Origin of the sequence: uncultured Psychroserpens sp. (genome assembly GCF_947503375.1) — a bacterium.
Classification (GTDB): domain Bacteria; phylum Bacteroidota; class Bacteroidia; order Flavobacteriales; family Flavobacteriaceae; genus Psychroserpens.
The window spans coordinates 572,672-592,261 of sequence record NZ_CANNDQ010000002.1 but is presented as its reverse complement, the minus strand read 5'-3'; the positions used below and the strand labels follow the sequence as shown (position 1 = coordinate 592,261).

Below are 19,590 nucleotides of genomic sequence, written 5' to 3'. Positions count from 1 at the left end.
AAAAAAAGCCCTAATTTATTGATTAGGACTTTTTTATAAATATTAAAATGTATTAATTTCTTTTCTTACCTCGGCCTTGAGATTTTGAACCTACTCTAGACATTGCACATCTAAAGCCAATATAATCTGTTGCCATATCTTGAGGGAAGTATCTACGTTGAGCTGGGTCAATCCAATAAGCACGATCTCTCCATGAACCACCTTTGTATACTCTTACTTCGTCATTAATAAGAGAAGTTCTTTCATTAGATGTATCGTATTCCTTGATTAATGTACCTGTAGAATCTTTCTCAATATTATGCTTTGGTGAGTTATACATTTTTCTTGTCATCGTCGTTTCAGCATCCTCGGCTTCTTCTTCATCAAAATTAGTCGAATAGCTTCTAGAAGATCTAGTATCACCATCTCTAAAGTTTCTATTGTCGCTTCTGTCAAAGTTAGTTCTCAAGTATGTTTCGTTATCATCAACAGCAACTTGTAAAATTTCACCAGGTAAATTTCTTGCAACAATTTTGCCATTACTTAATGTGTCATAAACAATTTCTTCTGGAGTAACCACCTTAACTGTGCCATCTTCATTTATGGCGTTTTTAGTATACACATTTCCTCTGTAATAATTGAAATCACTAAATTCATCATCAACAATAGGTCTGTATACATCAGCTACCCATTCTGCAACATTTCCAGCCATGTCATAAAGACCATAATCGTTAGGTTCATAACTCATAACTTGGGCAGTAATATCAGCACCATCATCAGACCATCCAGCTATTCCACCATAATCTCCTTTTCCTTGTTTAAAGTTTGCTAACTGGTCTCCTTTGGTCTTTCTTTTTCCTGAACGTGTATATTGTCCATCCCAAGGATATTTTTTACGACCTCTATACACATTATAACTTCTAAGCTCACTCATACCTAATGCAGCATATTCCCATTCTGCTTCAGTTGGCAGTCTATAATCTGGTGAGAAAATACCTGATTCTCTTCTAGCAAATGTATTAATCGTATCTCCAGCAGCTGTTACTTGAACCCTTCTACGAGATTTTTCAGGATTTATTATACTGTCATTTCCTCCGTATGTTAGTGTTGGAGCATTAATATAAGTATCTACATTAAAATTACTTTCAGATGTCGCATTTAAGTGAGAGTCTCTCTCTAAATAACCAGCATTTTGAAGGTCCATCTCAGCAACTCTATCGGTTCTCCAGCTTGCAAATTCTACAGCTTGTATCCAGCTCACACCAACTACAGGATATTCACCATATCCAGGGTGACGTAAGTAGTTTTCAGTCATCATTTCTGCATAGCCTAAACGGTTTCTCCAAACTAGTGTATCTGGTAATGCACCTTGATAGATTAATCTAAAATTATCTTCTTCAGGTGGATAGGTTCTTTTAATCCAATCTAAGTATTCAGTATACATTTTATTGGTTACCTCAGTTTCGTCCATGTAGAAAGATTGTACGTGTTGCTGATTTGGTGTGTTATTCCAATCATGCATGACATCATCCTGCACTTTTCCCATGGTAAATGTTCCACCTTCAACAAAAACTAATCCAGGTCCTGTTTCTTGCTCTTGGAATTTATCATTGTATTGAAAACCACCATTTTTATCGTTTATTTTCCAACCTGTGGCTCTAGAACTATTCTTAGATGAAGAATTTCTGCTACAACCTACAATGGTCAAAGATAGCATTAGGGCTAATAGTATCCTTAGATTTAAGACGTTTTTCATATCCATACTTTTTAAGTAAGCTAATTAAATTTTAGAGACGCAATATAGCAATTAAAGGGAAATTAACAACATTTTTTGTGAAATAGATTAAAAAAAAGTTGCATTTCATCCTGTTTTTTGTACAATATAACGGACTTTTACTCAGTTAATCGATGTATTTTGACTTTAATAACGGTTGGTTAAATCAAATATTGTTGTAATTTTGAATAAAAAATTAATACGCTATAATATACTAAACTTATAGTCGTTTATATTACTATGAAAAAACTGTTACTCATCTCTTTCATTGCTTGTGTTGCATCTGTATTTGCCCAGCAAAAGCAATTCAATGTTGAATGGCAAGGCACAAAGATTTTTGAAACCGAAACTTATAAAATCGAATTGCCAGTATTTGATGATGAATATTATACTTACAGTGATAATAAGGGAATTGAATTCGTAGCTCAATGGAGTATAAATACTCCAGTTAATGAAAAATCTATTACATTATCTAATGTTACTTATTCAACAATAACCGCTAACGATTTAAAAGGGCTAAAAAAAGAGTTAATACCAGATTCACCAAAAGTTAAACTATCAAATTCAATTGATAGAGGTAAGATAAATGCTTTTCTTAACATTTCCCCTATCATTAATAACAATGGCGTTTACAAAAAAATCACTTCTTTTACAGTAAACTATACTACAGGTGCACTAAGTAGAAATGGTCTCAACAATCAAGAAATCATAAATTCGGTTTTAAGTAGTGGTAGCTGGAGACGTTTTTATGTTGAAAGATCAGGTATTTTTAAAATCACTAAATCTTTTTTAGAAAGTATTGGAGTTAATACAGATGTAGACCCAAGAACGATTAAAATTTTCGGTAATGGAGGCGCTATGCTACCTATGCCTAACAATGAATTTTATCCAATCGATTTAACCGAAAATGCTATAAAATTTGTTGGTGAAAACGATGGTGTATTCAATGATGACGATTATATTCTATTCTATGCGGAGGGACCTACAGGTGTGATTGAAGATAATCCAAATAACACAAGTAACGGAACTATTAATACAAATATTAACCCATATACGAACAGGTCAAATTACTTTGTGAATTTTGGAGGAGATTTTGGAAAACGTATTCAAACTGCAACTCAACCTTTAGGCACTGCTGATATTTCAATTACAACATTTCAAGATTATAAATTTCATGAAGTAGATGAATTTAATATTGCTAAATTAGGTAGGCGATGGTTTGGTGATCGTTTTGATGTTGAAGATCAAAAAGATTTCACATTCAGCTTTCCTAATTTAGTTACAACTGAACCAGCTCGATTAAGAGTTTACGCTGCAGCTATATCTGAAGTAAATACCTCATTGAAAATAAGTGTCAATAATAGCGAAATTACGTCATTAACACTAAATCAAAATGGCGATGGGATTTTAGCTACAGGTAATAATTTTAATGATTTGGTATCACTTCCTTCACCAAACATAACAGTTACATTAGAATATGATAACAATGGTGTACCATCATCATTAGGTTATTTAGATTACATTTCAATTGAAGCCACTCGAGATCTAACTTATAATGGCGGTCAATTACGTTTTCAAAATAATATAGTTGAAACCTCACCAGGAATAGCTGAATATATCATCACAAATGCTTCTGCCATTAGAGAAGTATGGAACATTACAGATAAATTCAATGTTACCAGCATACCTAATAGTAATCAAGATGCTAATTTTAGTTTTAAATCTGCCTCTGGTGAATTAAAAACATATATTGCGCACAACAACAATAACTTTTTTGAGCCATTACGTGATGGAAATACCTTTGTTAATAATCAAAATATAAAAGGAACTATATTTCAAGATAGTCAAGGTAATTTTCAAGATATAGATTATATCATCGTAACACCCAATAATTTATTATCTCAGGCCAATCGTTTAGCTGAAATTAATAGACAACAATATAATTTAAATGTAAAAGTACTTACATTAGGAGCTATATATCGTGAGTTTAGTTCTGGAAATCAGGATATAGGTGGTATTCGTAATATGGTGAGATATGTTTATCATAACGCAAGTTCACCTGATAAACGAATTAAATATTTATGTCTTTTTGGAGATGCATCGTTTGATTATAAGAACAGAATACCAAACAATACCAATATTGTTCCATCTTGGTTTTCGTACCCTAGCTTTAGCTTAACTAATTCATATGTGTCGGATGATTTTTATGCCATGATGGATGATAACGAAGGCAATATGGAGGTGTCCAATAGAGCAGACATTGCAGTAGGACGAATTCTCGCAGATTCACCACAGCGGGCAAAGCAATTAGTAGATAAAATTCAAGAATATTATGCTGAAGCTTCAATAGGAAGTTGGAGAAATAATATTTTAATGATCTCAGACGATATTGATAACCCAGGGTCTGATGCTTTGCTTCAACAAACTACAGATAATATAGCTAATGAAATCACTCAAGAAAAGCCATTTATAAATGCTGTTAAAGTACATTCAGATGCATTTCTACAAGAATCATCATCAGCTGGTGAACGATATCCAACGGTGAATAAAGAGATAAGAGATGTAATAGATGTTGGTGCACTTGTAGTAAATTATTTTGGGCATGGAGGTGAGGATGGCCTTGCAGCAGAACGTATTTTTGATATCAATGACTCTCAAGAAGTCGCAAATACATGTAAATACAATCTATTTGTAACAGTTACTTGTGAATATACAAAATTTGATGATCCATTAAGACAAACTGCTGGAGAGTTTACCTATTGGAATCCAAGGGGTGGAGCTATAGCCTTAATTACAACAACAAGGCAGATTTTTGTTAGTCTAGGGAGGTCATTCAATGAGATCATAGAACCTTATTTATTTGCTTATGGATCTAACGAATATCCCACAATGGCTGAAGCATTACGTTTATCTAAAAATGATCCTGGAATTGCTTCAAATCCACAAAAACCCTTAGTATGGTATATTGGCGATCCAGCTATGAAATTAGCGTTTGCTAGGCCTAATGTCATGCTAACAAAAATCAATGATGTACCTATTGGAGCTAATGCTGACGTATTACAGGCACTAGGACGAGTAAAGTTGTCTGGAGAAGTTGTTGATGAAGCGGGTAATCTGCAATCTAATTATAATGGAATTTTAACTGCTACAGTTTACGATAAAGAGATTGATCGGCAAACCCTTGACAATGATAATCAAAATATCATAATGGATTTTAAAACTTTGGGAGAAGTTATCTTTAAAGGGCAAGCAACAGTTACAAATGGGCTTTTTGATTTCGAATTCGTCGTTCCACGAGATATAGGAGTTCCTGTAGGTTCGGGTAGAGTGAATTTTTATACTAAGAGAGATCTATCACTAGAAAACAGAGCAGGATCAAGCATAAATATAATGGTAGGCGGTATAAATGAAAATGCTGAAGAAGATAATAATGGGCCAATCATTAATTTGTTTATGAATGATGAAAACTTTGTCTCTGGTGGTATTACAAATGAACAACCTACACTTTTAGTAAAATTGCAAGATGAAAATGGCATAAATACGGCAAGCGGTATTGGTCATGATATTACGGCTATTATTGATGGTGATGAGACCAACCCTTTTGTATTAAATGATTATTACCAAGCAGATGTAGACGATTTTCAAAATGGAGAAGTTAGTTATCCACTTAGAGATTTAGAGCCAGGACTACATACACTTACCTTAAAAGCATGGGATGTATATAATAATTCTTCAACTGCTGAACTACAATTCATTGTTCATGATAAAGATCAAGAGTTAGTGATAGATAATGTACTTAATTACCCAAATCCTTTTATAGACTATACAGAATTTTGGTTTAACCACAATAGTTCTGATGTTTTAGACGTTTCAGTACAGATTTTTACCGTTTCAGGAAAACTAGTTAGAACACTAAACGGTCAAACTAATGGAGGTAGTAAGGTGACTAGCTCACTTTCTAAAGATATTGTTTGGGACGGAAGAGATGATTTTGGAGAAAAAATTGGAAAAGGAGTCTACATCTATAAACTAAAAGTAAGATCTAACCGTTTAAATAAACAAGTCGAAAAAATTGAAAAACTTGTAATACTATAATAAAGATTTATATTTGCCTAATTGTTAGGCGATTTAAAATTGCCAATTCAATAAGAAAAACACATGAGAAAATACATTTTAGCCCTTATCACAGTTTTAATATTCAATCTTACGAATGCGCAAGAAACTGTGATCATTCCAGATCTTGATTCTAGAGTAATAACAACAGGAGTTCCCTTTCTTCTGATAGCATCAGATGCGCGTGCAGCTGGTATGGGAGATATTGGAGTTGCGACTTCTGCAGATGCAAACTCACAACAATGGAATCCAGCAAAATATTCATTTTCATTAGCAAAATCTGGTATAGGAGTTAATTATACACCGTATTTAAGTAGACTAGTAAACGATATCTTTTTAGGTAATATTACTTATTTCAATAGACTTAATGAACGTAGTGCTTTTGCAGTGAGCTTCAAATATTTTAGCCTTGGTGAAATTGAAATTGTCCAAGATGAATTTTCAGATGCTTTAATAGAACAACCAAATGAACTTACCTTAGACGCTTCATATTCGTTACGTTTGGCTGATCAGTTTTCTATGGCAGTAGCTTTACGTTATTTAAGATCTGATCTTAGAATCCAATCTGTAGACGCTAATGCTCAAGCAGCAGGTTCTATTGGTGTTGATATCGCAGGTTTTTATCAAAGTGAAGAACAGGCTTATGATAGTTTTAATGGTCGTTGGAGAGCTGGTTTTGCATTTCAAAACTTAGGTCCAAAAATCAAATACGATGATGCTGGTAGAGAAAACTTTTTACCGTCAACTATGAGATTAGGTGGTGGTTTTGACTTTATTTTTGACGATTATAATAAATTAGCTGTAACAGCAGAATTTACGAAGTTGTTAGTGCCAACACCTCCAGAACTTGGTACGCGTATTACGTATAATGAAAGCGGTGATAATCCAGGCTTTCAAGACGATGAAGATGAAGTATTGTCGGAAGAAGAAAATTACATTATTGCTGGACAAGATAATGATGTGAGTTTCGCTAAGGGAATATTTCAGTCTTTCGGTGATGCACCAGGAGGTTTTAGTGAAGAATTACAAGAATTTACATGGTCGCTTGGTGCAGAATATGTGTATCAAGATTCATTTGCTTTCAGAGCCGGTTATTTCAATGAAAGCGAAGAGAAAGGTGCTAGAAAGTTTTTTGCTCTAGGCGCTGGATTCAAATATACGACCATCAATATTGATTTATCATACTTGTTTTCTGCATCAAAAGTACAAAGCCCACTGGAAAATACATTACGTTTTTCATTAACGTTTAATTTCCTAGATGGAGAATACGATGAATATTAGAAACAGCTTTATAATTATAAATAAAAACTATTGTTACTTTTAGCAATAGTTTTTTTGTCTAAAATAGTTTGAATGAAAGATATTAAAATTGAATCAACGCTTACCGTTTTTGATAATCTTGATGAATTACCTCAAGATGTTTTCCATTTGATGGAAAAAGCTATAGTAGCAAGACAAAAAGCTTATGCACCCTATTCAAAGTTTAGTGTTGGAGCTGCAATTCTTTTAGATAATGATCAAATTGTAACTGGAAATAATCAAGAGAACGCATCATATCCTTCTGGACTATGTGCAGAACGAACGGCCATATATTATGCAGGAGCTCAGTTTCCAGATGTGAAAATTTTAAAAATGGCGTTAACTGCTGGTTCGAGAATTCAACAAACGATTACCCCAATTCCTCCTTGTGGAGCTTGTAGGCAAGCCATAGCAGAATATGAAGTAAAACAAGAATCTCCTATCGAGATTTATTTTATGGGAGAAACAGGTAAGGTTGTCAAATCAAATTCTTTAGCAAATCTATTACCGCTTGTTTTCGATAAATCTATGCTATAACGTTATAGTTTAAGTTAAGATACGATCACATCAATTTTTACAATTTTCAGTCTTTTTTATTCCTTAGTAAAGTGTTACTTTTGTTATTCGTTTAAATAATTAACGTCACTAATGCAAAAAATAACAAAAGAAGTTTACCTAAAATGGTACGAGGATATGTTATTCTGGAGAAAGTTTGAAGATAAACTTGCTGCAGTATACATTCAACAAAAAGTAAGAGGATTTCTTCATTTATATAATGGTCAAGAAGCTGTATTAGCTGGAGCGCTTCATGCGATGGACTTGACTAAAGATAAAATGATTACAGCTTATAGAAATCATGTCCAACCAATTGGTATGGGAGTAGACCCAAAACGTGTCATGGCTGAACTGTACGGTAAAGCAACTGGTACTTCTCAAGGTTTAGGAGGTTCAATGCATATTTTTTCAAAAGAACATCGCTTTTATGGTGGTCATGGTATTGTAGGTGGTCAAATTCCATTAGGAGCTGGTATTGCTTTTGGTGACAAATACCATGATAGTGATGCTGTAACCTTATGCTGTTTTGGAGATGGTGCAGCAAGACAAGGCTCATTACATGAGACATTCAATTTAGCAATGCTGTGGAAATTACCTGTAGTATTCGTTTGTGAAAATAACGGTTATGCTATGGGAACCTCTGTGGAGCGTACTGCTAATCATACTGAAATTTGGAAATTAGGTCTTGGTTATGAGATGCCATCAGGTCCAGTAGATGGCATGAATCCTATCAAGGTAGCTGAAGCTTTTGATGAGGCCATAGCTAGAGCAAGACGAGGTGATGGCCCAACATTCTTAGAAGTAAAAACCTATCGTTACCGAGGGCACTCAATGTCTGATGCCCAGCATTACAGAACTAAAGAAGAAGTAGAAGAATATAAAAAAATAGACCCTATTACTCAAGTAAAAGACATTTTACTTGAAAAGAAGTATGCAACTGAAGATGATATTGCAGTTATAGATAAACGCGTAAAAGATTTAGTGAAAGAGTGCGAAAAATTTGCTGAAGAATCACCTTATCCTGAAAAAAACGTCATGTATGATGCAGTATATGAACAAGAAGATTACCCATTTATACAACACAAATTATAAGCTATGGCAGAAGTAATTAATATGCCTCGTTTGAGTGACACCATGGAAGAAGGTACTGTCGCTACTTGGTTGAAAAAAGTTGGAGATAAAGTTGAAGAGGGCGATATATTAGCCGAAATCGAGACTGACAAGGCAACTATGGAGTTTGAATCTTTTAATGAAGGGACATTACTCCATATTGGTATCCAAGAAGGCGAAACAGCGAAGGTAGACTCACTTTTGGCCATAATAGGTGATGAAGGCGAAGATATTTCAGGATTATTAAATGGAGCTGCTGAAGACACTAAAGCTGAAACTGATGCAAATGAGACAGTGACGACAAATCTTACAGATGAAGAAGCTAATGTGTCAGAACCTAGTGAAGAATTACCAGAAGGAGTTATCGTGGTTACCATGCCAAGATTAAGTGATACTATGGAGGAAGGTACCGTAGCCACTTGGTTGAAAAAAGTTGGTGATACTGTAGAAGAAGGTGATATTTTAGCTGAAATCGAGACCGATAAGGCAACTATGGAATTTGAATCGTTTCAATCTGGAACTTTACTTCATGTTGGATTGAATGAAGGTGAGTCAGCCAAAGTAGATGCATTACTAGCCATCATTGGACCAGCTGGTACTGACGTGTCAAATGTTGCAAAAAATTTTAAAGTAGCAACCGCTTCTGAAGCTAAAGAAGAACAACCTAAACAAGAACATAAAAAAACAGTTGAAGCTCCTAAGGAAGAATCTAAAAAAGAGATTCCAGCAGCAACTTCTACTCCAGTAGCAACTACAGCTACATCCAATGAAAGAGTATTTGTGTCTCCATTAGCTAAGAAAATGGCTGAGGAGAAAGGGATAAACTTATCTCAAGTTAGAGGTAGTGGAGAAAATGGGAGAATAGTAAAACGCGATATTGAGAATTTTACACCTACATCTCAACCAGCATCTGTTGGAAAGTTTGTTCCTACTGGTCAAGAAGATTATGATGAAGTAGCAAATTCAAACATGCGAAAAGCAATTGCTAAAAATTTAGCAAAATCTAAATTTACTGCGCCACACTATTATCTCAATGTAGAGTTTGATATGGAGAATGCTATTGCCTTTAGAGCACAATATAATTCACTTCCTGACACAAAGATTTCATACAATGATATGATTGTTAAGGCTTGTGCTTTAGCATTAAAACAACATCCACAAGTAAATTCGCAATGGTTTGATGATAAGATGCGCTTAAATAATCATGTTCATATTGGTGTTGCAGTTGCAGTTCCAGATGGACTTGTAGTGCCTGTAGTTCGTTTTGCTAACGAACAAAGTTTGACACAAATAGGTGCAGCAGTTAAGGATTATGCTGGTAGAGCTAGAAATAAAAAACTTACTTTAGATGAAATGGAAGGTAGTACATTTACGGTTTCTAATTTAGGGATGTTTGGCATTGAGAGCTTTACATCTATTATAAACCAACCTAACTCAGCTATATTATCTGTAGGAGCAATAATTGAAAAACCAGTAGTCAAAGAAGGAAAGGTTGTAGTAGGCAACACAATGAAATTATCTATGGCATGTGATCATAGAACTATTGATGGTGCTACTGGAGCTCAATTTTTGCAAACCTTAAAAGGGTATATAGAAAATCCGGTAACAATGTTATTGTAACTATCATATAAAAATGTTAACACAAATCCTGCATTAAGCAGGATTTTTTACCTTTAATGAGAATTTTAAATCTAATTATGAAAACGATTGTATCTCTTATTTTATTGTTTTTTGTTGCTAGTAGTCAACCAGATAAAAAAGCACCAAGTATTACTAGTGATGAAGTTAAAGCTATGGTTAATTATTTAGCGTCTGATGAGTTGCAAGGTCGAAAAACTGGTGATGAAGGTATAGATAAAGCTGCCACTTACATTGAAAACCAATTCAGATCTTATGGTGTAAAACCTTATTTTGAAACGTATAGAGATGAGTTCAAAATAGATAGTATTAATGCATTTAATGTAGTTGGTTTTATTGAAGGTACAGATGCTAAACTTAAAGATGAGGTCATCATATTAGGTGCTCATTATGATCATATTGGTTACGGAAGTGCTGCCAAAAGTAAAACCTCTGGAGGAAGACTTACTGAGACAGATTCTATAGCAAATGGTGCTAATGATAATGCAGCAGGAACAGCGGCAGTTTTAGCTATGGCTAAATATTTTGCAACTAATAAAAACAATAAACGCAGTATAATATTTGCCTTATTTACAGCTGAAGAAATGGGTTTACTTGGTTCTACTCATTTAGCTGAACGATTAAAATCTGAAGCGCTAAACCTTTATACAATGGTTAATTTTGAAATGGTAGGTGTACCGCTTAAGGATAAAAAATACCAAGCCTTCGTAACAGGTTATGATTTGTCTAACATGGCAACAAAAATGAATGAGTACCTAAACGAAACAAATTATTTAGGAGCATCTGAAATTGCAATTAAATATCAGCTTTTTAAGCGTTCAGATAATTATCCGTTTTATGCTATTTTCAAAGCACCTTGTCAATCCATATCATCTTGTGACCTATCAAACTTTGATTATTACCACCATGCAGATGATGAGCCATCTGAATTAGATTACGAGTTTATGGCTAGTTTTATTAATAAGGTAACTCTTGCAATTGAAGCAATGAGTAATACTAAAACTAAAGAGATTGTAATGTATGAGCATTAAAAATATTATCATTACTGGTACTAGTAGAGGTATTGGCTTTGAGTTGGTTCACTTGTTTGCAAGTCATGGGCATAATGTTTTGGCATTATCAAGAAATGCTCAACCTGTTACTAATCTTAACTTTGATAATATTTCTTCTTTTGCTTTCGATTTATGTGATCAAGACGATTATCAAAAAGTTACACAATTCATAGAAAATGAGTGGAAGCATGTAGATGTTCTCATCAATAACGCTGGAATGTTGCTCAACAAACCATTTGCCCAAACATCATTTAAGGACTTTACTAAAGTGTATGAAACTAATGTCTTTGGTGTTTCTGAAATGACGCGCGTTGTTTTGCCGTTTATGAAAAGCGATGGACATGTTGTAACAGTTAGCTCAATGGGTGGAATTCAAGGTAGTATGAAATTCCCTGGGTTAGCAGCATATAGCTCAAGTAAAGGTGCTGTAATTACACTTACCGAATTGTTAGCAGAAGAATATAAAACCACTGGTCCACAATTTAATGTACTAGCTCTCGGAGCTGTACAAACAGAGATGCTTAAAGAGGCATTCCCAGACTTTGAAGCACCAACTACTGCAAAGGAAATGGCAGTATATATTCAAGATTTTGCTCTAAAAGGAAATCAGTATTATAATGGTAAAGTCTTACAGGTTTCTAATTCTACTCCTTGAACATGCCAAACTATAAGTGCGTTATTTTTGATTGCGATGGTGTTTTAGTAGATAGTGAGCCAATCGGCAATCAAGTCTTAGTAAACATGGCTAATGAATTAGGAGCAGGAATAGATCTTGATTATGCGTATCAACATTTTAAAGGTGGATCTATTCAATCATGTGTAAATAAAATTGAAAAATTAATAAGTGTTCCTCTTCCAGAACATTTTATTGAAATTTACAGAGAACGTAGCTTTCAAGCATTTAAAACTAACATTAAACCAATAGATGGAATCACACAATTAATAAAGAATTTGAACATTCCATTTTGTGTTGCTTCTAGTGGACCTGAAAATAAGATTAGACTTAATCTTGAACTCACGGGTTTATTACCTTACTTTGAAGACAAAATATTCAGTTGTTATGCAATTCAAAAGTGGAAGCCAAGTCCAGCAGTTTTTTTATGGGCAGCTGAGTCTATGGGGTTTTTACCTAAAGATTGTATCGTCATAGAAGATAGTTTAACTGGAGTAATAGCCGCTAAAAATGGAGGTTTTGATGTTTTCGGTTTCGCACAACATGATTATAATAATGAGCTTGCAGCAGCAACAAAAACCTTTAAAACCATGGGCAGTATTCAAGATGTGCTAATCAAATCTTGAAAACGTGATTTTATTAGATATAATCTCTTCACCATCTAAAATAATAGGTCTTGAAGTTATAATTGCTAGAATTGAATCTGTTATGGTTTCATTTTCTAAAACGATATTAAATTTTAATTGCAATTTTTCGACTGAATCTGAAACCTTTTTAATTTCTCCTATTTGTTCAATATTTTCAATAGAAAGAATTTTGGCAATATTATAATCTAACAGCCTATCTTTACTCAAAGCATTCAACTGTAGCAGAATATCATCTTTAAAATTTGGATGATTCTCTTTCAATTTTAAAAGATCAAAGTATTCTTCAAGCTTATGCGTAGCAATAGTTTGGTGGTTAATTTTAGAACTATAGATAATTTCTTCATCTATTTCTACTGATTCTACTTTCAAATCTTCGATATTCATTTGCTCATTATTCTTACAATTAATTAAGAAAAGTATAAGTAATATGTATAAGATATTTTTCATCTAATAACGAATTTTAGTGAAACAATTTTTTCGTTTTCAAAGGCTTTATCGAGAATAGTAATCCGTTTTAAGTTTTCTGTAGGCAAAGTAAGTGTTCTTATAAACTCGTTCTTACTTAACAATTCAACACCAATATTATTATCATAAAGTCTGTAAATTTGGGCATCATCATCAAACAACTTTTCTAATTTACGTTTGTGTTTCGTCCAATCTTTCACATTCCCTTCAGTATAATATTTTAAAATAAGTGCATAATCATCGCTATTGAGCCTTACAATATTATGCTTATTAGTATCTATAGATCTAATAATTGTATCTGTTTTATGATAAGGTGATGAAACCACAAAGCGTACTACCTTTTCTTTAGTTTTATACGTGAAGCACCCTAAACTATCTGTTTTAAAATATAAAGGCGATTGTTGATTTTGTAAAATTTTTATATCTAGAGGAATTTCGGTTATGTTGGCATTACTCAAATTATCAATAAAGCAAAATTGGAATTTATTTTGTCTGTTCATAGTAAGCACAAATACAACTAATATGGGCATAAAAATAAGAGGTAAAACGAATATTTTCTTTTTTTTATTAACTAGCATTTTACTAATATGAACAGATTTAAAAGCATTCCAATTCTCATAACCAATATAGTTACTTAGCATATTAAGCATGTCAATTCGAGGTAGTTTTGTGACTTCGTTTTTGAAATAGGTATAAAACCATTTCTCACTTACTTTTGCTTTTACTTCTGAAAATAAATCTTCTTGAAATAGTGCGATATCATCACCATTCCAATCTTTCACATTAGAAGACGTGCTATGGGTTGCAAGATACTTTGAAACTACATTAGCTTTAAGTTGGTTGAATAGATATGTTTCTTCAGGATTCAAATAGATATAATCAACTTATTTACAAGTGCTTGAGCATTGTAAAACAATTTACAATCAGTTTACAATAGCTTTACAACTAGAGTGCATGTTTGCGCTTTAGATTTGCTTCACAATCATTAAAAATATAAAATTATGAATGCAATCTTTGTGAAATTAAAAATTAAATTAATTCTCATCTCATGTGTCGCTATTTCTTTTATGGCATGTAAAGAAAATATGAGTTCAAATGAAAGCGTTTCTGTAAAATCAGCAGATGTTAAGTATGATTACGCAGCAGTAGAGCTTGATGATGAAACGACTATAAAATCTCAAGTTGGAACCCATCAAGTACCTGCAGATTTGAAAATCATTAAATCGGCAAATGCAAGATATAAAGTTGAAGATGTCAAAATTGCCACAAGAAGGATCAAACGGATAGCGCAAAATTATGGTGCTTATATTTCTGATTTAAGGTTTGAAAATAATTTATATCAAAAAGAAAATAGATTTACCATTAAAATTCCGCAACAGCATTTTGATATCATGATGGATTCTATAGGTTTTATGGTAGATTTTGTAGAGTATGAAAATATTACCACTAAAGATGTTACTGAAGAATATATTGATATTCAGGCTAGATTAGAGACTAAAAAAGAAGTGAAATCACGTTACGAGTCTATTCTGCGTAAAAAAGCCATTACGGTTGAAGATATTCTAGCCACTGAAGAAAAATTACGCATCATTCAAGAAGAAATTGAATCCGCTCAAGGGCGTTTAAAATATTTAACGAACAAGGTATCCTATAGTACTATTCAAATCGATTTATATGAAACTGTCGATTTTAAGGAAGAACCAACCGTATATCATAAGACATTTTGGTCAAAATCTAAAGAAGCATTAATATTTGGTTGGCATTTCATTGAAAATATTGTTTTAGGAATTATACATGTTTGGCCATTGATTATTCTAGGAGCCATTACTTATTTTTTAGTTAGAAGAAAACTAAAGTTTAAGAAATAATCCACATATTATGAATACCCTTTGAATTTTTAATCAAAGGGTAATTTGTTTTATTTGCTAATTAGAAGATGAAAATTAGTAATCATAAAGCACAACACTTTGACCTAACAAGATGCTCACAGCTAAAACTTATTGAATATATTTCCGAAAGCTAATACATTTTAACAATTAATGGTGAGTCAAAAATGCTTATTTTTAAAGACGAACAAACACAATTGATTTATGTATATAAAAAGAAATATAGGATGGGGACTTATTTTACGTTATTCATGGAAAAATTTAATTTTATTTACTGTATATGCAGGTGTGATTTTTTGTGCTTATTACTATTTGGGATGGAGTTTTATTGATATCCCATTTCAGCCTTTAAGTGTTATTGGTATTGCTGTTGCATTTTATATTGGTTTTAAGAATAGCCAGAGTTATGATCGTTTTTGGGAAGCGAGAAAAATTTGGGGAGGGATTGTTAATTATAGTCGTACTTGGGCAGTTCATGTCATTAGTTTTATAGAAACTAATAATGCTGAAGAAAACAAAAAGCTGCATGCCAAATTGATACATAGACATGTGGCTTGGATAAATGCCTTGCGTATTCAATTACGCCAACCTAAACCTTGGACTATTAAAGAAAACAAAGCAGTTGAAGCGTTGTTTGATAGGCATGGAGAGCGTAACATCTCTTGTAATGCCGCAATAGGTTTGGTCAATCAAACCGAGTATGAAGACCTAGAAACACGTGTCAATCCAGCAACACATTTAGTGAAAAATCAAGGCTTAGATATAAAAGCGTGTAGAGCCAATGACTATATTGACGGTTTTCAAGAAGATCAATTACAATCTTGTATAGAAGAGTTCTACAACTTACAAGGAAAGTGTGAACGTATAAAAAACACACCATTTCCAAGACAATATGGTTATTTCTCAAAAGTATTCACATGGATTTTCATTTTGCTTTTGCCATTTGGACTGTTAGACATTTTTGAAGATGACTCAATGGCTACAGTTGGAACGATCGAGCCTTGGTATGTGTTCTTAATGATTCCTTTTTCTGTTTTAATTTCTTGGATTTTCGCTACTATGGAAAGCATTGGTGATAATAGTGAAGATCCTTTTGAAGGTCGAATTAATGATGTGCCAATGACTGCATTATGTAAAACCATTGAAATAGATTTGCGTGATATACTCGATGAAAAGAATTTGCCAGAAAACGAACAACCAAAAGATAATATTTTGTACTGATTATATTAGCTTTGTTTCATGCAACAAACACTTCAAGCATTTATACCAGAAAAAGCCATTCCTCAAGTTTTAGAGCTGCTAAAATATGATCATCTTGTTGTTAAGATCAAACAGGAACGTAAAACAAGACATGGAGATTATAGAAGATTGCCTAATGGAAAACATCAAATCACAGTAAACTCTAATTTAAATAGCTACCGCTTTTTAATAACATTAATACATGAGGTTTCACATTTTGAAGCGTATAAATCATTTGGAAAGCACATAAAACCTCACGGAATAGAGTGGAAGCGAACATTTCAACATTTGATGCTGCCTTTTTTAAACCCAGAGATATTTCCTGAAAACCTATTGCCATTATTAGCAAGACACTTTAAAAATCCTAAAGCTAGCAGTGATTCAGATGCCCAACTAGCATTAGCTTTAAAACAATTTGATGAACCTAACGATAAAACCTATATTTTTGAAGTCCCTTTTGGAAGTGATTTTAAATTATACAATGGAAAAGTTTTTAAAAAAGGCAATAGACGCGTTAAGCGTTTTGAATGCGTTGAATTGAAAACGGGAAAACTGTATTTATTCAATCCAAATGCAGAGGTAGAACTATTAAATAATTAAAATGAATAGAAATTATTACGCCATATTAATGGCAGGAGGAGTAGGATCACGATTTTGGCCAGTTAGTACTCAAGATTTTCCGAAGCAGTTTCATGATATGCTTGGAACTGGAGATACATTGATTCAAAAAACATTTAATAGATTGGCAAATTTAATTCCTAAAGAGAATATTTTCATTTTAACCAATGAACGCTATAATAATCTAGTATTTGAACAGATACCTGAAGTCACAAAGCGACAAGTTGTTTTAGAACCAGCCATGCGAAATACCGCGCCCTGTATTTTATATGCAGCACTAAAAATTCAAAAAGAGAATAAAGATGCAGTTATGATTGTTGCACCAAGCGACCATTGGATTGAAGATGAACAAGCCTTTACAGATAATGTGCAACACGCATTTAACTTTTGCGCTCAAAATGATGCATTAATGACTTTAGGAATTCAACCTACATTTCCTAATACTGGTTACGGCTATATTGAGTATGATAAACTATCAAACTCAGCCATCAAAACTGTAGCTCAATTTAGAGAAAAACCAGATTATGAAACAGCTAAACAGTTTATAGTACAAGGTAATTTCCTTTGGAATGCAGGTATATTCATTTGGAGCGTAAATAGTGTTGTAAATGCATACAAGAATAATCAACCTGAATTATATCGTCTTTTTGAAAAAGGTATTGAGGTCTATAATACAGATTTTGAAGATGATTTTGTAAGAGATAATTATGGAAAAGCAGAAAATATATCTGTAGATTATGCTATCATGGAATCATCTCACAATGTATATGTACTTCCTGCCACTTTTGATTGGAATGACCTTGGAACTTGGGGGAGTTTGTACGATAAACTTGATAAGGATGAAAGTAATAATGCTGTTGTGAATTCTAGAACCTTAACAGATGATGCTTCAGGCAATATGATTCGTACTAAGAACGATAAAATTGTAGTTGTTGATGGTTTACACGATTATATAATTGTAGATAAAGACGAAGTTTTGCTTATCTTTCCAAAGACAAAGGAGCAAGACATTAAAAAAGTGCTCCAAAAAGTTAAAGATAAGTTTGGCGAACATTACGGATAATTATGAGTAAAGAGAGTAAGTTTAATTTTTCTGAAGAGGAAGCTCAAATAAATAAAGATAAAGCTGTAGAACAGTCAAAAGAAGCAGTTCGAAAAGATGCAGAAGGGCTTTGGCAAAGTATCACTAAGTTTCTTAACGAGTTATTAGATTTTAGAGACGATACAGATCGTGATGCAACAGTTCAAGCTATAAAAAATGACATTCCATTTAAAGGCGCAACGGCATGGATTTTGGTATGCTCCATTATGGTCGCTTCAGTTGGTTTAAACGCAAATTCGCCAGCAGTCGTAATTGGTGCCATGTTAATTTCTCCTCTAATGGGACCTATTCTAGGAGTTGGCTTGTCAATAGCAATTAATGATATTGATACGCTAAAAAAATCAATGATAAATTTGGCGACCATGATTGTGTTAAGTTTATTAACTGCTTACCTTTTCTTTAAATTTTTTCCTACAGCTGATCTAGAAACTAATGAAATTTTTGGTCGTACTAAACCAGATGTTAGAGATGTTCTTATTGCCTTTTTTGGCGGCGCAGCACTCATTATAGCAAGAACCAAGAAAGGTACCATTGCTTCTGTCATTTTTGGTGTGGCTATTGCTACTGCTTTAATGCCACCTTTGTGTACAGCTGGTTATGGTTTAGCCCATAACTGGGAGTTTTTTGTTGGTGCAATGTACTTGTTTACAATAAACACCATTTTTATAGCTTTGGCAACCTTTATAGTGTTGAAAGTACTGCGTTTTCCAATGCTGAAATATGCAAACTCTAAAAGAAGAAAGCGCACAGCTCAATTGGCTTCAGTGGTTGCTTTATTAGTTATGGCTCCTGCAATTTGGACTTTTATAAATTTTATTAGACAAAGCGGGTTTGAGAGTGATTATAATAGATTTTTGAAAACTGAAATAGAAGATAATAATGAATTATGGTTACAAAAGGGAACACCAAATTATGAGGAGAAAACAATTGCCTTATATTTTAATGGAGAAGTTTCAGAAGCTACAGTAGCCGATTTGAATAATGAAATAAAAAACTACGATAAGATTAAAGATTTTACTTTAGATATAAAAGGTAATAAAAATAGAAGTTTTGATAAAATTGTAGATGCATATGATAGAGCAATTAGAGATTTAGACCAAAAGGATTTGATTATATCTGGACTTCAAAAACAAGTAGAGCAGTTAGAACAGAGTATCACCAATTTGAACAAACAAATTGAATCTAAAAACACAAAAAGAGTAGTGTCGTTTACAACCTTGTCTCGTGATGCTAAAGTGCGTTTTAATGATCTAGAGTTTTTTGGTTATTCTGAAATGTTAGAGTCCAAAGATTTTATAAATATTGATACAGTTACAGTGGCTAATGTTAGGTGGAAGGTGGCTTTAAGTGATAGTATAGTATTGGCTAGAGAAAGAGCATTGCAAGAATGGTTGCAAAAAGAATTGAAAACAGATACGATTATAATTAAAAGGAATTAAG

At 33.1% G+C, this 19,590-nt stretch carries 16 protein-coding genes; 13 read left to right on the top strand and 3 right to left on the bottom strand.

What is annotated here, in order from left to right; genetic code table 11:
• Positions 1 to 52 precede the first annotated feature (52 nt).
• The gene (gene gldJ, locus Q0876_RS06050) at positions 53 to 1,741 is read right to left on the bottom strand and encodes a gliding motility lipoprotein GldJ (protein WP_299225139.1); all 1,689 of its coding nucleotides are present in this window, start codon (positions 1,739 to 1,741) and stop codon (positions 53 to 55) included.
• Between the two features lie 252 nt (positions 1,742 to 1,993).
• Here gldJ and porU point away from each other — a divergent pair, with 252 nt between their 5' ends.
• The 8 genes from porU (at position 1,994) to Q0876_RS06010 (ending at position 12,819) form a co-directional block, all read left to right on the top strand.
• Positions 1,994 to 5,848 carry a type IX secretion system sortase PorU gene (porU, locus tag Q0876_RS06045; protein WP_299225138.1) on the top strand — a complete coding sequence of 1,285 codons (3,855 nt, stop codon included), beginning with the start codon at positions 1,994 to 1,996 and terminating at the stop codon, positions 5,846 to 5,848.
• A 63-nt stretch (positions 5,849 to 5,911) separates the two neighbouring features.
• Positions 5,912 to 7,147, top strand: a complete 1,236-nt coding sequence (porV, locus tag Q0876_RS06040) for a type IX secretion system outer membrane channel protein PorV (RefSeq protein ID WP_299225137.1) — start codon at positions 5,912 to 5,914, stop codon at positions 7,145 to 7,147.
• Positions 7,148 to 7,219: 72 nt separating this feature from the next.
• Positions 7,220 to 7,702, top strand: coding sequence for a cytidine deaminase (gene cdd, locus Q0876_RS06035; RefSeq protein ID WP_299225136.1), 483 nt, complete (start codon positions 7,220 to 7,222; stop codon positions 7,700 to 7,702).
• A 111-nt stretch (positions 7,703 to 7,813) separates the two neighbouring features.
• Positions 7,814 to 8,812 (top strand): pyruvate dehydrogenase (acetyl-transferring) E1 component subunit alpha, encoded by a 999-nt coding sequence (gene pdhA, locus Q0876_RS06030; protein WP_299225135.1) that lies wholly within the window; start codon positions 7,814 to 7,816, stop codon positions 8,810 to 8,812.
• A gap of 3 nt (positions 8,813 to 8,815) precedes the next feature.
• Entirely contained in the window at positions 8,816 to 10,450 is a 1,635-nt protein-coding gene (locus tag Q0876_RS06025) for a pyruvate dehydrogenase complex dihydrolipoamide acetyltransferase (RefSeq protein WP_299225134.1), read from the top strand.
• A gap of 77 nt (positions 10,451 to 10,527) precedes the next feature.
• Entirely contained in the window at positions 10,528 to 11,499 is a 972-nt protein-coding gene (locus Q0876_RS06020) for a M20/M25/M40 family metallo-hydrolase (protein ID WP_299225133.1), read from the top strand.
• Positions 11,489 to 12,175, top strand: coding sequence for an SDR family oxidoreductase (locus Q0876_RS06015; RefSeq protein WP_299225132.1), 687 nt, complete (start codon positions 11,489 to 11,491; stop codon positions 12,173 to 12,175). Before Q0876_RS06020 ends, Q0876_RS06015 begins: the two co-directional genes overlap by 11 nt.
• 2 nt (positions 12,176 to 12,177) lie before the next feature.
• On the top strand, positions 12,178 to 12,819 hold the full coding sequence (locus Q0876_RS06010) for an HAD family phosphatase (protein ID WP_299225130.1): 642 nt from the start codon (positions 12,178 to 12,180) through the stop codon (positions 12,817 to 12,819).
• Here the strand turns inward: Q0876_RS06010 and Q0876_RS06005 are convergent.
• A complete protein-coding gene (locus tag Q0876_RS06005) occupies positions 12,805 to 13,287 on the bottom strand; it encodes a hypothetical protein (protein WP_299225128.1) in 483 nt (160 codons plus the stop codon). The genes Q0876_RS06010 and Q0876_RS06005 overlap by 15 nt on opposite strands.
• Positions 13,284 to 14,174 (bottom strand): hypothetical protein, encoded by an 891-nt coding sequence (locus tag Q0876_RS06000; RefSeq protein WP_299225126.1) that lies wholly within the window; start codon positions 14,172 to 14,174, stop codon positions 13,284 to 13,286. The genes Q0876_RS06005 and Q0876_RS06000 overlap by 4 nt, the downstream gene beginning before the upstream one ends.
• A 132-nt stretch (positions 14,175 to 14,306) precedes the next feature.
• Here Q0876_RS06000 and Q0876_RS05995 point away from each other — a divergent pair, with 132 nt between their 5' ends.
• The 5 genes from Q0876_RS05995 to Q0876_RS05975 all read left to right on the top strand — a co-directional run bounded on the left by Q0876_RS05995 (position 14,307) and on the right by Q0876_RS05975 (position 19,589).
• The gene (locus tag Q0876_RS05995; protein ID WP_299225124.1) at positions 14,307 to 15,173 is read left to right on the top strand and encodes a DUF4349 domain-containing protein; all 867 of its coding nucleotides are present in this window, start codon (positions 14,307 to 14,309) and stop codon (positions 15,171 to 15,173) included.
• 222 nt (positions 15,174 to 15,395) lie between these two features.
• Positions 15,396 to 16,412 carry a bestrophin family protein gene (locus Q0876_RS05990; RefSeq protein WP_299225122.1) on the top strand — a complete coding sequence of 339 codons (1,017 nt, stop codon included), beginning with the start codon at positions 15,396 to 15,398 and terminating at the stop codon, positions 16,410 to 16,412.
• A gap of 18 nt (positions 16,413 to 16,430) precedes the next feature.
• Positions 16,431 to 17,030, top strand: coding sequence for a SprT-like domain-containing protein (locus Q0876_RS05985; RefSeq protein ID WP_299225120.1), 600 nt, complete (start codon positions 16,431 to 16,433; stop codon positions 17,028 to 17,030).
• A gap of 1 nt (position 17,031) precedes the next feature.
• Complete coding sequence (locus tag Q0876_RS05980; RefSeq protein ID WP_299225118.1) at positions 17,032 to 18,111, top strand: mannose-1-phosphate guanylyltransferase; 1,080 nt, start codon at positions 17,032 to 17,034, stop codon at positions 18,109 to 18,111.
• Positions 18,112 to 18,113: 2 nt separating this feature from the next.
• Entirely contained in the window at positions 18,114 to 19,589 is a 1,476-nt protein-coding gene (locus Q0876_RS05975) for a DUF389 domain-containing protein (RefSeq protein ID WP_299225116.1), read from the top strand.
• Position 19,590: the final 1 nt, after the last annotated feature.

What these genes read in the sequence shown, in the direction of transcription:
- Q0876_RS06020 (WP_299225133.1), top strand. Translation starts at nt 10,528, where the DNA reads ATGAAAACGATTGTATCTCTTATTTTATTGTTTTTTGTTGCTAGTAGT.
- porU (WP_299225138.1), top strand. Translation starts at nt 1,994, where the DNA reads ATGAAAAAACTGTTACTCATCTCTTTCATTGCTTGTGTTGCATCTGTA.
- porV (WP_299225137.1), top strand. Translation starts at nt 5,912, where the DNA reads ATGAGAAAATACATTTTAGCCCTTATCACAGTTTTAATATTCAATCTT.
- Q0876_RS05990 (WP_299225122.1), top strand. Translation starts at nt 15,396, where the DNA reads ATGTATATAAAAAGAAATATAGGATGGGGACTTATTTTACGTTATTCA.
- Q0876_RS06025 (WP_299225134.1), top strand. Translation starts at nt 8,816, where the DNA reads ATGGCAGAAGTAATTAATATGCCTCGTTTGAGTGACACCATGGAAGAA.
- Q0876_RS05985 (WP_299225120.1), top strand. Translation starts at nt 16,431, where the DNA reads ATGCAACAAACACTTCAAGCATTTATACCAGAAAAAGCCATTCCTCAA.
- Q0876_RS05995 (WP_299225124.1), top strand. Translation starts at nt 14,307, where the DNA reads ATGAATGCAATCTTTGTGAAATTAAAAATTAAATTAATTCTCATCTCA.
- Q0876_RS06015 (WP_299225132.1), top strand. Translation starts at nt 11,489, where the DNA reads ATGAGCATTAAAAATATTATCATTACTGGTACTAGTAGAGGTATTGGC.
- Q0876_RS06005 (WP_299225128.1), bottom strand. Translation starts at nt 13,287, where the DNA reads ATGAAAAATATCTTATACATATTACTTATACTTTTCTTAATTAATTGT.
- Q0876_RS05975 (WP_299225116.1), top strand. Translation starts at nt 18,114, where the DNA reads ATGAGTAAAGAGAGTAAGTTTAATTTTTCTGAAGAGGAAGCTCAAATA.
- Q0876_RS06010 (WP_299225130.1), top strand. Translation starts at nt 12,178, where the DNA reads ATGCCAAACTATAAGTGCGTTATTTTTGATTGCGATGGTGTTTTAGTA.
- gldJ (WP_299225139.1), bottom strand. Translation starts at nt 1,741, where the DNA reads ATGGATATGAAAAACGTCTTAAATCTAAGGATACTATTAGCCCTAATG.
- pdhA (WP_299225135.1), top strand. Translation starts at nt 7,814, where the DNA reads ATGCAAAAAATAACAAAAGAAGTTTACCTAAAATGGTACGAGGATATG.
- Q0876_RS05980 (WP_299225118.1), top strand. Translation starts at nt 17,032, where the DNA reads ATGAATAGAAATTATTACGCCATATTAATGGCAGGAGGAGTAGGATCA.
- cdd (WP_299225136.1), top strand. Translation starts at nt 7,220, where the DNA reads ATGAAAGATATTAAAATTGAATCAACGCTTACCGTTTTTGATAATCTT.